This window comes from Olleya sp. UBA1516, from assembly GCF_002323495.1.
Taxonomy (GTDB): Bacteria; Bacteroidota; Bacteroidia; order Flavobacteriales; family Flavobacteriaceae; genus Olleya.
Genome location: NZ_DCQO01000019.1, coordinates 63,845 through 79,377, shown reverse-complemented (window position 1 = coordinate 79,377; position 15,533 = coordinate 63,845). Strand labels below are relative to the sequence as shown.

The following is a 15,533-nucleotide window of genomic DNA, read 5'->3' as shown; positions in this document are numbered from 1 at the left end:
GAAAATACTAACATTAAAATAACCTTTTTTACTGATTAAATGTGCTTACTCCATATAAGTAAAAGTAGTCGTATAAACACTTACGCTGTCATCCTCTAAATCTGTAGACGTTACAGTTCCTGTTGAAGGGTAATTTTGAGCATCATAAACATAATTAGCAACAATCTGATAGATTGGTGTTAAATCTTCATCTTTATAAGTAATTTTTTTAATGTTATTTGTAGGTAATAATAATCTAGCTTGTACAATTTCTGGTGCTTGAACATCCATACTAAAGTTTAAATCTACATTATCCAACACATCAATAATTCCGGCTGCTTCTAGCGTGTAAAAAAATGGATTTGGTGTTGCGTCGTATTCAATTTCCGCAAAATATTCCACTACACTCATTGTATTGGCAACAAAGTCAAACTCTTCTTCTAAAAATCTAATACTAACAGGATTCATGTTACTATCATATTGCAAAACTTCTCCAGTTTCAAAAGCATCATAAGGCGATTCATACAATTCTTCTACATTTAATGTTTCACCTTCTCCTGTTACATTTGTTAAGTTGTCATTGTCATAAACTAATATGCTAGTTTCTACACCATCTGTGATGTTAGAGACTTGATTATTTCCGTTATAATTAATGGTAACAGATTGGTTTTCTGAAGCATCTTGAGCAGACACAACAGACAAATTAGTGATTAATTTAACTGTGGCATTTTGATTTGCTTGGTTAAATTCGTCCGTTGCAGAATCTTCGCTACAGCTCATAAAAACAGCTAAAACAGTAAGTAAAGTAATTTGTAATTTTAGTTTCATAAATAAATTATTGATTAATTAAATTATTAAATAAGTCACGAAAATAACAAAATTTATAAATTTAAGACTGCACCATGGATTTTATTTCGCTTCTATATTTTGATGCGCTTTTACCAACCACTTCGTTAAAGACTTTGTTAAAATGAGAAAAGTTATTAAAACCACATTCAAAGCAAATATCTGTAATACTACTTTGGCTTTCTGTTAGTAATTTTGTGGCATAAAAGACACGATATTCGTTTACAAACTGCGTAAATGTTTTTCCTGTAATCTTTTTAAAATAACGACAAAAAGCTGGTACAGTAAGACTTACCTCCTGTGCTATTTGATCTAATGTAATATGGTTTTGAAAATTTTTATTAACGTATTTATAAATTTTATCAATCTTATTAGTGTCTTGTGGTTGGGTTTCAAAAACGTAACCGTTTTCATTAAGTAATGTATAATCATTGGTTATTGCCAACAATTCTAGAATTTCTAAAAGTTTAGCAATTCGTTTTATACCTTCATACTTAGGAAGCTTTTCTATTTTAGGACCTACTATTTTTTTTATTTCTGGCTTAAACAGAATTCCCTTTTTTGCGCGCTCCAACAATTGCAAAATATTTTTCATTTCTGGTAATGCATTAAGCGCGTCACCTAAAAATTGAGGATGAAATTGCACCAAGGTTTCTTTTCCTTTAGAAGTTAAACGGTCTGTAAATCCATTATGTGGCAAATTAGAACCAATTAATATTAACTGACTATTATTAAAGTATGACAAGTGATTACCTATATGTCGTCTTCCTTTTCCTTTATTAACATACACCATCTCTACCTCTGGATGAAAATGCCAAAACGCATCACTTCTTTTACGTTTTTTAGTTTTTTGAACCGCAATTATAGAGCTTCCAAAACTAGGTGTAATTTTTTTAAATGTAGGTTTAGTATTCACTGCATTAAACTTTTGACAAAATTACAACAACTTATAGTATGGTTGTATGCTAATTTAGCATTAATATGTGTTATTTTAACCTATAACGTTTTCGTAACACGTAATTAAGTTAAAATAGCATATAAAGTTGCCAAATGACTTGTTATTAAAACTACTCTTCTATATTAACTTTGCACCTGTAATCCTTAAAAAGATTTAGATTATGAAAAAAATTATGAAACACATTTTAGCTTTAGCAATCGTATTTGCTACGCTAAGCAGCAACGCAACAGAAGCCGTAACTTTTACAAACAAAGAGGACGGAAAAACGTTATTAATGTTTGAAAACGTTAGCCAAGGTGATCAATTATTAGTTAAAGATGCTTTTGGAATTATTTTATATAAAGAGTCTATCGAAAAAAGCGGTCAATATAATAAGTCATTTGATTTGACATCTTTACCTGATGGAAGTTATATTTTTGAATTAGATAAAAAACACCAAATTAGAACTTACCCATTTAAAGTAGATTTATCTGTAGTTACTTTTAATAAAGCTAAATTAATGGTAATTAATAAACCTGTGGTTAGCGCTAAAAACAATATGGTGTATGTAACATCATACAACCAAAACCCTACAGATTATAAAATTGAAATTTTTTACAACACTAACGGAAGCTATTTTGAAAAAATACATACCGAAACCGTTAAAGATGCTATCAATTTTGGTAAAAAATTCAAATTATTAGAAGATAAAAAAGAAGATTATAAAGTCGTTATTACTTACGAAGGACGCACATTTACATCAATTGTCAACTTTTAGTATTAGTATCCAAAAAACAAAAAAAGACGCAATAATGCGTCTTTTTTTTGTTTAATATTTAGAAAGCTATTTTTTAGTTTCCAGGAAAATCTGCTTTACGTTTTTCTAAAAAAGCAGTTGTACCTTCTTTAAAGTCTGCTGTACCAAAACAAGCACCAAATTCCTTAATTTCTATATCAAATCCATTAACACCATCTGTGTAGTTAGCATTTATTGCTTGAATAGCTTTACCAATTGCTACGCTTGAATTACGCATAATTTTACTTGCTATTTTTTCGGCAAGAGGTATTAATTCTTCTAAAGCTACAACGTGATTAACTAACCCATAATTTAATGCTGTATCAGCATCAATCATTCCTGCAGTCATAACCATTTCCATTGCACGACCTTTACCAACTAATTGTGGTAAACGTTGCGTACCACCATAACCAGGTATTACACCTAAGCTTACTTCTGGCAAACCCATTTTTGCGTTATCACTGGCAATTCTAAAATGTGCAGCCATCGCCAACTCTAATCCTCCACCAAGCGCAAAACCATTGACAGCTGCAATAACAGGAGTTTGTAAATTTTGAACAAAGTCAAATAACATTTCCTGACCAAGCGCAGCTAATTTACCACCATTTTCAACAGTAAAATTTGCAAACTCGCTAATATCTGCTCCTGCAACAAATGCTTTTTCTCCGCTTCCGGTTATAATAATCACCTTAGTGTCTGCATCTTTATTTGCATTATCAAATGCATGATGAAGCTCAGTAATAGTAGCCTTATTTAACGCATTTAATTTTGAAGGCCTATTAATTGAAATAGTTGTTATTCCGTTTGCTGTTTTAGTAAGTATGTTTTCGAAATTCATATGTAAATGTTTTAATATTCTTTTGGAAATGAAACCGTAAAGGTTGTTCCAACATCTTTAACAGATGTAAAGGTAATTGTTCCTTGATAGGTTTCTACTATATTTTTTACCATTGCCAAACCAAGACCCATTCCGCTAGACTTTGTTGTAAATTTTGGCTCAAAGACTTTGTCTTTATTTTGATCAGAAATCCCTATTCCGTTATCCGAAATAGTTAAAACAACACGATTGTTATCCTCAATTACTTTTACAATAATTTGAGGTATCCTATCATCTGGAATGGCTTGTATTGCATTTTTAACCAAATTGGTAATCACTCTAATTAATTGGGTACGATCAAATTTGGCAATAATTTCTTCTTTTTCTGGTGCAAATTGGATATAATCTTCATTAAAAATATCCAACGCTAAGTCTACAATTTTAACCACATCAAGTAGTTCGTTTTGTTGTGCTGGCATTTTAGCAAAATTAGAAAAAGCACCTGCAATTGCACTCATAGTATCAATTTGCTGTATTAGTGTTTTACTATACTCATCCAATTTTTGTACTATATCTGGATCTTCAGGATTAAACTTACGCTGAAAACTTTGAACCGTTAAACGCATTGGTGTTAATGGGTTTTTAATCTCATGAGCTACCTGTTTAGCCATTTCTCTCCAAGCTTGTTCACGCTCGCTTTTAGCAAGCTTAACAGCACTTTCTTCTAACTGATCAATCATGCTATTATATGCCTTTACTAAAGTAGAGATTTCTTCTGTTGTACTTTCTATTTCTATTTTTTCATTACGTTTTTCTAAACGTGTTTGATTCATTTTATCACTAATAGTTTTTAATGTTTTAGTTATATATTTTGACAAAAAATAAGCTAAAACAATCGCTATAATTAACATTAAAAGGTAGGCGTATCCCAAACGCTCAAAAAACTCATTTAACTCTTTAGATAAAAAGTCATCATTTTCTAAATAAGGTAAATTTAATATGGCTAATGGTTTAAATTTCTCATCGACAATGTAGGTATAAGACGATCTAAAACTTTCTCCTTTTTCTTCTCTTAACTCGACAAATCTATGAGTAGTGGTATTAGATAATGTATTAAGCGCTTCCGCTTTTACGCATTTTTCTGCAATATCATAAGGCAATGCTGCTTTGGAAGAAATTAGCAAGGACCCTTCTAAATCGTACAAGTTAACCTGAAGTCCATGTACGTTAGCTATTTTATAGATTTCATCTTTAAAAATTAATGGTAACTTTTCTGGAACCACCTCAAAAGAAGTTTCTTTAATAATAAAGTTAATGTGACGTTTTATACTAATTTCTTTTCTTTCTAAACGTAACTTATGGTAATCTTGAGTTTCTTCGCTATACTGATAAGCAGCAACTAATGCAATTAAAATGGATGCCAAAAGGACCAAAAAAATCATCGCAAAAAAAATGCGAAGTCGTAAAGAAAGTCTAGTAATTTTCATTGTTTAAATATAACAATAATCACACCAAAAACATAAGATTTAGCAATGCTTAGATTAAGCTTTTGGATTTTTCTCTCTGATGCGCTTATAAACCTTAAAGCCTAACATAAGTAAAACCCCTAAAACAAAAATACCTATAACGCCAAACATCCAGTTTATGGCACTTTTAAGTATTACTAAAAAGACAACTGCAAAAAGAATAAATGTAGCACCTTCATTATACATACGCATAAAATTTGAAGATTTTTTAACCACATCATTTTGTAATTGTTTAAAATAAACATGTGTTTGAAATTGATATAAAAATAACAATACCACAAAGGTTAACTTAACATGCATCCAAGGTTGCTGTAACCAAAACGGTTGTAAAATTAATAACCAAACTGCAAAAATTGTAGCTAATATAGCACTAGGCCAAGTAATAATAAACCATAAGCGTTTAGCCATAAGCTTTAACTGCTCTCCTAAAATTTCTTTATCTGGAGAGGGTTTATAAAAGGCTTCTATTTGATAAACAAATAATCTTGGTATATAAAATAAACCAGCAAACCACGTGACTACAAATATGAGATGTAACGATTTAATGTAATTATAGTACTCCATAGTTTTTTTTAAAATAACTAGTTAAATATAGGCAATTACTAATTTAGTTTAAGCTTTACTTCCCTACGTAAAAAGAAAGCGGTTACGATTGTAGATAAAATATCCGAAATTGGAAAGGACATCCAAATACCAAATTCGCCAAAATACATTGGTAATATATACATCAAAGGAATAAAGAAAATAGCCTGTCTTGTTAAGGTTAAGAATAACGCAGGTAAAGCCTTCCCTACTGCCTGAAAATAAGCAGCTCCAATTAACTGAATTGCTAATATAGGAATGGCAGCAAAAGTCCAACGCATATTGTTTGGTGTCACTTTTAAAACCTGTATATCTGTTGTAAATAATTTAGTAATAGCTTCTGGAAACAACATTAAAATAGCAAAAACTATAGTTGCCAAAATAGTCGCGTATTTAATAGCAACATAAATTACCTGTTTAACACGATCATACTGCTCTGATCCAAAGTTGTAACCTGCTATAGGAATAAATCCTTGCGTTATACCAAACACAGGAAATAACGCAAACATACTCATCCTTCCTACAATTGCATAGGCTGTTACAGATGTTTCGCCACCAAAATCAAACAAGGCATTATTAACTAGTAAGAAAGTAACACTAACTACAGCTTGTCTTGATAGGGTTACAAAACCTAACGAACCGATTTCGGTGACTATTTTTTTATGTAATTTAAAATGAGAAACGTCTATTTTCAATTCAGAATTATCTGATAAAAAATACCAGAAAATAAACAAAAATGACACGATATATGAACCAGTTGTAGCCCAAGCAGCACCAGACATTCCCATATCTAATATTCCAATAAAAATATAATCCAATACTAAATTTCCAACAGAAGGAATTAGCATAGCATACATTGCAAATTTAGGTTTACCTTCTGCACGTATAACACTATTACCCATCATTACGAAACCCAAAACAGGAACTCCGTATAGGATAATCTCATAATATACTTTTGCTGGATCAAAAATAGCACCTTTACCTCCAAAAGCAGGAATTAATTGGTCTACAAAATAAAGCCCAAAAGCAGCAAAACTTACAGTAAACAGCAATGTTAAAGAGACCTGATTACCAAAGGTTTTTAAAGCTTTTTCTTTATTGTCTGCACCTAAAGCACGCGAAATAATTGAAGAGCCTCCAATACCAATACTCATCCCTAAAGCAGCAATAAAAAAAGAGACTGGTAGCACAACATTTATAGCTGCAATTGCTGTAGACCCAATCCATTGACCAACAAAAATAGTATCCACTAAAATATTTAGTGACATTACCAAAATACCAATAGATGCAGGTACTGCTTGTTTTATCAAGAGTTTGCTTATGGCTTCTGACCCTAAGTTTGAAGATTTGCTTGTCTGCATTATCCCTTAACAGCAGTTTTAGACCAATCGTTAATCCAATCTGCTAATAAGTTTACCCAATTTTGATCTGTATTTAAACAAGGTATTGTTGTAAAGCCCTCACCTCCAACTTCATGAAAAATTTCTTCTCCTTCCATTGCTATTTCTTCCAAAGTCTCTAAACAATCGCTAACAAAAGCAGGTGTAACAATCGCCATGTTTTTTATGCCTTGTTTACCTAAACGCTCTATAGTACGATCTGTATAAGGTTGCAACCATGGATCAAAACCTAATCTAGATTGAAACGAGGTAGAATACGTATTGTCTTCCAAACCTAAATATTGTCCAACTAATCTGGTAACCTCTTTACATTGGTGTCTATAACAAAACTCATGTGCTTTACTTGCGGTTTCGCAACAACTACCATCAATTTTACAATGTCCATTAGTAATATCGCTTTTTCTAATATGTCGTTCTGGAACACCATGATACGAGAATAATAAATGCTCGTAATTTTCACCTTGTAAATGTCCTTTGATAGACTCGGCTAACACTTTAATATAATCAGGCTTGTTATAAAAAGCCGGTAAGCTATCAATTTTTAAATTAGGAAAATTGGCTTGTCTAACCTCCTCTGCTAATACCAAAATGGTTTCGGTAGTTGCCATAGCAAATTGAGGATATAACGGAATTAAAAAGACGTCTTCCACACCTTTATCAACCAATTCTTGCAGCCCTTTTTTAATAGTCATACTTCCGTAACGCATAGCTAGAGCTACCGGAAAGTCTACTTTTTCTTGAACCTTTTCTTGTAACTGCTCTGAAAGCACAATTAATGGTGACCCATTATCCCACCAAATTTTCTGGTAAGCTTTTGCACTTTGTTTAGGTCTAGTGTTTAAAATTATTCCTTTAACTAAAAGCGTCCTAGCCCAAAGCGGAACATCAATAACACGCTCGTCCATTAAAAATTCTCCCAAATATTTTTTAACATCTTTTGGAGTCGGACTTTCTGGTGACCCTAAATTTACAAGTAGTATTCCTTTTTTCATCTGTTATCTTTTTCAGATGCAAAAATACAACTCTAATTTAAAATATATAATAAACTTAAGACGTTGATTATACTTATAGCTTATTATAATATAATCAAAATCTTTCAGTTAAAATTAAGTTTGATATATTTACGAGTAGATATTATTAATATATGAAAAATTACATATTTGCACTTTTCTGTGCAATTTCATTTACCTCACTTTCACAAAATCAAAATAACGATCAAAGTTTGCTTTGGGAAATCTCTGGAAACAATTTAACTAAATCGTCATATATTTATGGCACAATGCACGTTAGTGCAAAAGTTGCTTTTAGACTAGATGATGTTTTTTTTAAGGCTTTAGAAAACAGTGAGAGCATTGCTTTAGAGTCTGACCCTTCCACTTGGCTAGCCTTTAATTACCAAACAACGACTTTAACTCCTCAAAATTACTCTCAGAGCTATGACAAAAATTTTTACTCAACACTTTTTGGAATAGAACATCCAGAAGAAGTTGCTATTAGAGGTAGCATAAGATCTGATAACAGAATGATTAATGGTTATCTGTATCGTAAAGATGGTTATGCCGATAATTTTGAAGAAGAAACCTACTTGGATATGTTTATTTATCAAGCTGGCAAAAAGAAAAATAAAGCCATTTATAGCTTAGAAGATATTGAAGAGTCTCGCTATTTAGTATCCAAAGCACAACGTAACGCAAGAAAAAACAAAATAGACCCTTGGTTAACTAAATTGTATGAAAAAGAAAACCCATATTTAGTTCAAGAAAACACTTATAGAGATCGCAATTTAGCTTTATTAGACTCTATCGGAGTTGCTTCCAACACGGAGTATTTTAGAGAAAACATGTTATACATACGCAATGCCAATATGGTACATGTTTTAGACTCATTAATGCAATCACAATCCGTATTTGCGGGTGTTGGCGCTGCACATTTACCAGGAAATAAAGGGATGCTTAAAATGCTTGAAGAAAAAGGTTACACAGTAAAACCTTTACTATCTAAACAAACGACCGTAGCACAAACTAAAAAAGAACAAATTGAAGCATTTATTGCACCAACTAGCATTACAAAACAAAGTACACCTGACGGTTTTTTAACCCTAAAGGCTTTTACGGAACTGTATGAGTTTTATTATGGTGGTCAAAAATATTACATATCACCAGACATGACCAATGGTGCGTATTTAACTATTAGTAGGTTTAATACTTTTGATTATTTACCAAACGACAAAGAAATTTCTTTAGATAGATTAGATAATTTTTTATTTGAGGATATTCCTGGAGATATTATCAAAAAAGAAATACTATCCAATCCGTATCCAGGTATTAGTATTTTAAATAAAACTAAAAAAGGTGACTATCAAAAATATCATATATACAAAACACCTTTAGAAGTAGTCGTGATAAAATTTGCTGGTCAAAAAGAGTATGTTTTAAAAAATGAAGCACCAATATTTAGATCTATAAAATTTAAAACACCAACTAATACATTAACAACCTTTACCTCTGCCTACAATAAATACAAGGTTAATTTTCCAGAATACCATACCACAGATAACGTCCAAAATGCAGGACAAAAATTAATCCAAGGTAAAATAAAAGACGATTATTATTTTGTAAAAGAAGTCGCTTTTAACGATGTCTACTACATCGAAGAAGATAAATTTGAAGCTAAATATATCGTCACTAACTTTTTCAAAGATTTTGAAATTGAAGATTCTACTGGAGAGTACAAAAACAACAAATATTATAGTTATGAAGGTATAGCAAAAAAGGACTCAACGTCTTTAGAAAACATCCACTTAAAAAGCATAGTAAAAGACGGAAGCTACTTTTTATTAGGCTACATTGGTACTAATAAAGACTTAGCAGACAACTTTTTTAAATCCTTTAAATTTACACCTATTAATCAGGAAGGGTTCACAAAAATAATTGACACATCGTTACATTTTTCTGTAGTCACTAACACAAAATCAACACCTCCATACGACTATTACAGCTATAGTGCACCTAAAGATTACGAAGAAAAAACTAAGCGTACCACTTACTATTCAAAATCAAATGAGCAAGTATACATAAGCAAACTAAAATTTCATGACTTGCAGATGTATAAAAATGTAGATAGCCTATGGAATGAAATTGATGCAGAATTAAAAGCTGTTGAAAAAATTGACGGATTCAAAAAATATAACATTTCTGACAAGAAAAAGTACAAAAAAGATAATCAGTATGTTTATGAGTACACCTTAAAAGACTCGTTAAGTGCAAAAGCAATCTTAGTAAAAAACATACTTAATAAAGGTGCTCTTTTTGAAATTAAAAGCCTAACAGACACGCTATCAAAACCAACACCTTTTATCGCTAATTTTTATAATACATTTCAACCTTTGGACACGTTGTTAGGAGAATCTGTTTTTAGTGACAAAACTGAACGTTTTTTTAAAGCACTACGTGATAACGACAGCATAGTATTTAAAGCAAAAAATAAAGTAAAGTTTAATAAATCTAACGCAAGTACTATGATAGATTTGATTAAAAACTTTGATTTTCCGGATAATAAAGAAGATTTTAAAACTTTTTTAATTTCAGAATTGGCAAAACTTGAAGACCCTAGAACAGATGCTTTTTTAAATAATTTATACGAAGAGTCTTACTCTAAACCTGATATTCAAAACACTATTTTAAGGTCACTTTTAAATAAATCAACAAAAAAATCTTACGCTACTTTTTTAGACCTACTTAATAAAGACCTACCCTTAAGTGGATCTATTAGCTCAATGTTTTATAATTATAACGACTCCTTAGCGCTTAAAAAAACACTTTTTCCTGACCTTTTAGAATATACATCAATTGAGGAATATAAAGAGCCTATTTACGAGCTGCTAGCAAAACTAAAAGACAGTAGTGTTATTAAAACAAAAGCATATAAAAAATACAGAAAGCAATTAATAAAAGATGGTAAAATAGAAGTTAAACGAAGCCTAAAATCTAAAGCAAGTTATAATTACAGATCTTATAGTAGCTCATTATATGCTTTTGTAAAATTAATTTTTCCGTTTAGAAAAGAAGCCGAAGCTAAAAACTTTTTTAACAAACTATTAGATAGCGACAATGTCACTGCCCTTACAACATATTATGTATTACTAGAAGAAGCTGGAGAAGCAATACCAGAAAAATTAAAAGAAAAAACAATAGACGACTATAAAAACCAAGCCAACCTAGTAGACAAAATGTATCGTAAAAAGCTATACAAACCGTATCTAACAGAAAAAATTAGTCAAGAAATGTATGCTAAATCTAGTTTGTTTGGAAACACGACTATCGAAAAAGAAAGAGATTCCATTCATTTTTTAGGCAAAAAAACCTTTAAAACAGACGACGATCAAGAGGGAGACATGTATTTTTATATGTTAGTACAAAAAGAGGATAAGGATGAAACCAAACGTTTATATTATGCAGGATTTTTAAAATCTAAAACAAAAGACAGACTCCAGACCGAAGTCTATTATGACTCTGGTTATAGTGGTAATTATATCGATCAAAACGAGGAAGAAGATAAATTAATGAAAGATGTTTTAGACCTAGTTATCCATAAAAACCGAAGACGACTAGACGATAGTGGTTACTAAATAAAAAAAGCGCTTAATAAATTAAGCGCTTTTTTTTTATATGGACTGTATGTACTTTTTAGGAGTAATCCCATACTTTTTTTTAAAAGCAGCAATAAAATGGCTAGCTGTACTATATCCAACACGCAAACCAACCTCGTTAACATTGTGCGAACCTGTCTCTAAAAGCTTTCTTGCAACCTCCATTTTATAATCAAACAAAAAACTAAAAACAGAGTCTCCATAAATCTGCTTAAAACCTTCTTTTAATTTTTTAAGCGATAAATTTATTTCTTCAGACAGTTCTTGTAAAGTTGGTGGCTCTGCCATTCTAGCAATTACAATATCTTTGGCTTGTTTAATTTTAGCAACATTAGATTCATCTACTAAAAAGGGACACTGATCAATGTTTGCATCCTCTCCTCTATTAAAATACAAGCTAAGTAACTCATATGCTTTTCCTTTAAAATACAAGGTTTTAATAGATGAGTTTAAGTTATAATTAATAATTTGATTTAATGCAATAGCCATAGATGGCGAAATCTTTCCATCCTTATAATATTTTTTATCCTTATTATCACTACTTAAAAACGTGATATAATCGGCTTCTTGAGAAAACAAACCATGAAACTTTTTTATAGATATTAAAACAGAAACTAACCAACAATCAGGCTTTACATGTAGATTAATAGGCAAGTCCTTTTGCGGATTATAAAGCAGCAATGAGGTTTCTTCAGCAATATTTAAAACGTAGTTACCATTGTTAAATATAAAGTCACTATTACCCTTTAAACAAAAATGAAATTGAATAAAACCACTATCAATAAAGCGCTCAACAATCTGATTATTAGACGTTTCATTTTGATAAGTTAAAACAAAAACATCCTGATCAACCTGTGTTTCGTTAAACGAACCTTCAGCGACATTTTTAAGATCTTTAATAAGTGCCATAAAATTATTTTATTTAGATTGATTCTAAATAACAAGCTTTAAAACCATTGATTTCACTACAAAAATATGATAAATATCATTGTTACGTTAAAATAACGATTAAAAAACCACAATCGTTATTAAAAGTTCTTTTAGCGTTACTTTTTAAATAATATACAACATAAATTTGCTAACAATAAAGTCCCAGTCAGGTAAATGGAGCACTATCACATGTCAACAGGTACATATTTTTACGCGTTAGGTTTAAGTTATAAAAAGGCAGATGCAGAAATTAGAGGTCATTTTAGTTTAGATGAATCTTCTAAAGAAGCCCTTTTAAACCAAGCTAGATCAAACGGAGTAGAAAGCCTAATCGTAACGTCAACTTGCAATCGTACAGAAATTTACGGTTTTGCAGAACACCCATATCAATTAATTCAACTATTGTGCGATAACACAAAAGGAACTATTGAAGAGTTTCAAAAATTTGCATATATCTATAAAGGCAAAGAGGCTATTTCGCATTTATTCAGAGTTGGTTCTGGATTAGACAGCCAAATTTTAGGAGATTTTGAAATAATTGGACAACTTAAAAAAAGTACTATCGAGTCTAAAAAACATGGCTTACTAAACCCTTTTATTGAGCGTTTAGTAAACTCTGTAATTCAAGCAAGCAAACGCATTAAAACCGAAACCGAAATTTCTTCTGGTGCAACAAGCGTCTCTTTTGCTTCTGTGCAATACATTTTAAATACTATTGAAGACGTAACCAACAAAAACATACTATTGTTTGGTACTGGAAAAATTGGACGTAACACCTGCGAAAATTTAGTAAAACATACTAAAAACGAGCAAATCACATTAATAAATCGTACCAAAGGAAAAGCAGAAGCTGTTGCTGGTAAATTTAATTTAGTGGTTAAGGATTATGCAAACCTACAAGAAGAAATAAATGAAGCTGACATTTTAATTGTAGCTACTGGAGCGCAAAACCCAACGGTTGATAAACAATTAATTCAATCTAAAAAAGACTTATTAATTTTAGATTTATCTATTCCTAAAAACGTAGACGAAAACGTAACAGATTTACCTAACGTAAAACGTATACATTTAGATGATTTATCGCAAATTACCGATGAGACTTTAGAGCGTAGAAAACTACAAATACCTTTAGCAGAAAGTATTATTGAAGACATAAAAGCAGACTTTATAGGATGGTTAGAAACCAGAAAATTTGCTCCAACAATCAAGGCTTTAAAACATAAACTACAAGGTTTTAAAAATGCCGAGTTAGATACACAACGCAAAAAAATGGCTAACTTTAACGAAGAACAAGCCGAAATTATAAGTAATAAAATTATTCAAAAAATAACCAATCATTTCGCTCATCATCTAAAAGATGATGCTTTCTCAACAGACGAAAGTTTGGAATTAATAAAAAAAGTGTTTCAACTAGAAAACACCGCAAAGCATGTCTAAAATAATTAGAATCGGAACTCGTGATAGCGAGTTAGCTTTATATCAAGCAAAAGCAGTACAAAGTCAATTACAAGTATTAGGTCATCAAACCGTATTAGTCCCTATAAAATCTACAGGAGACATCGTACTTGACAAACCACTTTACGAGCTAGGTATTACAGGAATTTTTACACGTACTTTAGATATTGCCATGCTAAATGGAGATATTGATATTGCAGTACATTCCCTAAAAGATGTACCAACACTACTGCCAAATGGTATTGTACAAGCTGCAGTATTAAAACGTGGTAATGTTAGGGACACTTTAGTCTTTAAAAATAACGAAGAATTTTTAGGGTCAAGAGAGGCAACCATAGCAACCGGAAGTTTACGTAGACGTGCACAATGGTTAAACCGTTTTCCAACACACACCTTAGTAGATTTAAGAGGAAATGTAAACACTAGATTACAAAAACTAGAAGATAGCGATTGGAATGGAGCTATTTTTGCTGCTGCAGGTATTGGTCGTTTAGACTTAAGACCAGAAGACGCTGTTAATTTAGATTGGATGATTCCTGCGCCTGCACAAGGTGCAATTATGATTGCTGCTTTGGCTGACGATGAAGAAACCTTAGCAATCTTATCAGAAATAAATCATCCAGAAACTGAAATTTGTACCAAAATAGAACGTGCTTTTTTAAACAAACTTGAAGGTGGTTGCACTGCTCCAATTGGTGCTTTAGCCTTTATTAAAGATGAAGAGCTAACTTTTGAAGGGATACTTTTAAGCAAAGACGGAACTAAAAAAATACAGGTTAAACGCGTTAAAGCAGTAGGAGAACATCATGATATTGCAGAATGGTGTGCCAATTACATTTTAGATCGTGGTGGTAACCGTTTAATGGACGAGCTTAAAGAGTCTCATATACCAACAAACATCTATTCTACCAAATCTTTAACTGAAGATCAACGCTTTTTATTTAATGAAAAAGTAAAAGCAGAAAGCTCTGATTTTGTAAAGATTAGTTTAAATAGAATACACCCAAGATTTGTTAAAAACGAAATAAAAAACGTAGTTATAACTAGCCAAAATGCTGTTGAAGCATTATTAAATAATTATTCTGCTATAGAGCTTCAATTTAAAAACATATACTGTGTAGGTCGTCGTACCAAAAAAATGATTGAAAAGCGTATTGGTAAAGTCACTCACACTGAAAAAAACGCAAAAAAACTAGCGCAATATTTAGTAGATTTTATTGAAGGCACAGAAGTAACTTATTTTTGTAGCGACTTAAGATTAGATGATTTACCATCAATTTTAAAAGAAAACAATATCACAGTTAACGAGATTGAAGCTTATCAAACTAAGCTTGACAGCATCAGTCTTCCAGAAAGTATTGAAGGTGTTATGTTTTACAGCCCTTCAACAGTGCAGAGTTATAAAAAAGAAAATGATGCTAATGGTATTGCTTTTTGTATTGGCGAAACTACCGCTAAAGAAGCAAGCAAACATTTTAAAGATGTACGTATAGCAAAAGTACCAACGGTAGAAAGTGTAATAGAGTTAGTAAACCAACATTACATGTCATAGTCCACCAAAAGGACATCATAAAGTATCAAGTAATAATAATTTAAAAGATTTTCCGTCTACGCGGA

General features: G+C 31.3%; 12 protein-coding genes. 4 read left to right on the top strand and 8 right to left on the bottom strand.

What is annotated here, in order from left to right; translation table 11 throughout:
* Positions 1-45: 45 nt before the first annotated feature.
* Positions 46-807 (bottom strand): hypothetical protein, encoded by a 762-nt coding sequence (locus tag B2989_RS12235; RefSeq protein WP_292948804.1) that lies wholly within the window; start codon positions 805-807, stop codon positions 46-48.
* Between the two features lie 61 nt (positions 808-868).
* Positions 869-1,741, bottom strand: coding sequence for an AraC family transcriptional regulator (locus B2989_RS12230; protein WP_292948802.1), 873 nt, complete (start codon positions 1,739-1,741; stop codon positions 869-871).
* 214 nt (positions 1,742-1,955) lie between these two features.
* On the opposite strand from B2989_RS12230, the gene B2989_RS12225 reads away from it, so the two are divergent.
* The gene (locus B2989_RS12225; protein WP_292948800.1) at positions 1,956-2,540 is read left to right on the top strand and encodes a hypothetical protein; all 585 of its coding nucleotides are present in this window, start codon (positions 1,956-1,958) and stop codon (positions 2,538-2,540) included.
* Between the two features lie 73 nt (positions 2,541-2,613).
* On the opposite strand, the gene B2989_RS12220 is transcribed toward B2989_RS12225, so the two are convergent.
* The 5 genes from B2989_RS12220 to hemH are packed head-to-tail and all read right to left on the bottom strand — an operon-like array spanning position 2,614 to position 7,875.
* Positions 2,614-3,396, bottom strand: a complete 783-nt coding sequence (locus B2989_RS12220; RefSeq protein WP_292948798.1) for an enoyl-CoA hydratase/isomerase family protein — start codon at positions 3,394-3,396, stop codon at positions 2,614-2,616.
* 11 nt (positions 3,397-3,407) lie between these two features.
* The gene (locus tag B2989_RS12215) at positions 3,408-4,862 is read right to left on the bottom strand and encodes a sensor histidine kinase (protein WP_292948796.1); all 1,455 of its coding nucleotides are present in this window, start codon (positions 4,860-4,862) and stop codon (positions 3,408-3,410) included.
* Positions 4,863-4,916: 54 nt separating this feature from the next.
* Positions 4,917-5,465 (bottom strand): CopD family protein, encoded by a 549-nt coding sequence (locus B2989_RS12210; protein WP_099568519.1) that lies wholly within the window; start codon positions 5,463-5,465, stop codon positions 4,917-4,919.
* A gap of 38 nt (positions 5,466-5,503) precedes the next feature.
* Positions 5,504-6,844 carry an MATE family efflux transporter gene (locus B2989_RS12205; protein ID WP_292948793.1) on the bottom strand — a complete coding sequence of 447 codons (1,341 nt, stop codon included), beginning with the start codon at positions 6,842-6,844 and terminating at the stop codon, positions 5,504-5,506.
* Positions 6,844-7,875, bottom strand: coding sequence for a ferrochelatase (gene hemH, locus B2989_RS12200; protein ID WP_292948791.1), 1,032 nt, complete (start codon positions 7,873-7,875; stop codon positions 6,844-6,846). Before hemH ends, B2989_RS12205 begins: the two co-directional genes overlap by 1 nt.
* A 152-nt stretch (positions 7,876-8,027) precedes the next feature.
* On the opposite strand from hemH, the gene B2989_RS12195 reads away from it, so the two are divergent.
* Entirely contained in the window at positions 8,028-11,510 is a 3,483-nt protein-coding gene (locus tag B2989_RS12195; protein WP_292948789.1) for a TraB/GumN family protein, read from the top strand.
* A gap of 36 nt (positions 11,511-11,546) precedes the next feature.
* On the opposite strand, the gene B2989_RS12190 is transcribed toward B2989_RS12195, so the two are convergent.
* Positions 11,547-12,440, bottom strand: a complete 894-nt coding sequence (locus B2989_RS12190) for a helix-turn-helix transcriptional regulator (RefSeq protein WP_145004675.1) — start codon at positions 12,438-12,440, stop codon at positions 11,547-11,549.
* Positions 12,441-12,635: 195 nt separating this feature from the next.
* Between B2989_RS12190 and hemA the strand changes: the two genes are divergently transcribed.
* Positions 12,636-13,898 (top strand): glutamyl-tRNA reductase, encoded by a 1,263-nt coding sequence (hemA, locus tag B2989_RS12185; RefSeq protein WP_292948786.1) that lies wholly within the window; start codon positions 12,636-12,638, stop codon positions 13,896-13,898.
* Positions 13,891-15,468 (top strand): hydroxymethylbilane synthase, encoded by a 1,578-nt coding sequence (gene hemC / locus B2989_RS12180; RefSeq protein WP_292948784.1) that lies wholly within the window; start codon positions 13,891-13,893, stop codon positions 15,466-15,468. Before hemA ends, hemC begins: the two co-directional genes overlap by 8 nt.
* The last annotated feature ends 65 nt before the right edge of the window (positions 15,469-15,533 follow it).

Coding starts and splice junctions, on each gene's coding strand:
- B2989_RS12235 (WP_292948804.1), bottom strand. CDS start 807: ATGAAACTAAAATTACAAATTACTTTACTTACTGTTTTAGCTGTTTTT.
- B2989_RS12225 (WP_292948800.1), top strand. CDS start 1,956: ATGAAACACATTTTAGCTTTAGCAATCGTATTTGCTACGCTAAGCAGC.
- B2989_RS12220 (WP_292948798.1), bottom strand. CDS start 3,396: ATGAATTTCGAAAACATACTTACTAAAACAGCAAACGGAATAACAACT.
- B2989_RS12215 (WP_292948796.1), bottom strand. CDS start 4,862: ATGAAAATTACTAGACTTTCTTTACGACTTCGCATTTTTTTTGCGATG.
- B2989_RS12210 (WP_099568519.1), bottom strand. CDS start 5,465: ATGGAGTACTATAATTACATTAAATCGTTACATCTCATATTTGTAGTC.
- B2989_RS12205 (WP_292948793.1), bottom strand. CDS start 6,844: ATGCAGACAAGCAAATCTTCAAACTTAGGGTCAGAAGCCATAAGCAAA.
- hemH (WP_292948791.1), bottom strand. CDS start 7,875: ATGAAAAAAGGAATACTACTTGTAAATTTAGGGTCACCAGAAAGTCCG.
- B2989_RS12195 (WP_292948789.1), top strand. CDS start 8,028: ATGAAAAATTACATATTTGCACTTTTCTGTGCAATTTCATTTACCTCA.
- B2989_RS12190 (WP_145004675.1), bottom strand. CDS start 12,440: ATGGCACTTATTAAAGATCTTAAAAATGTCGCTGAAGGTTCGTTTAAC.
- hemA (WP_292948786.1), top strand. CDS start 12,636: ATGGAGCACTATCACATGTCAACAGGTACATATTTTTACGCGTTAGGT.
- hemC (WP_292948784.1), top strand. CDS start 13,891: ATGTCTAAAATAATTAGAATCGGAACTCGTGATAGCGAGTTAGCTTTA.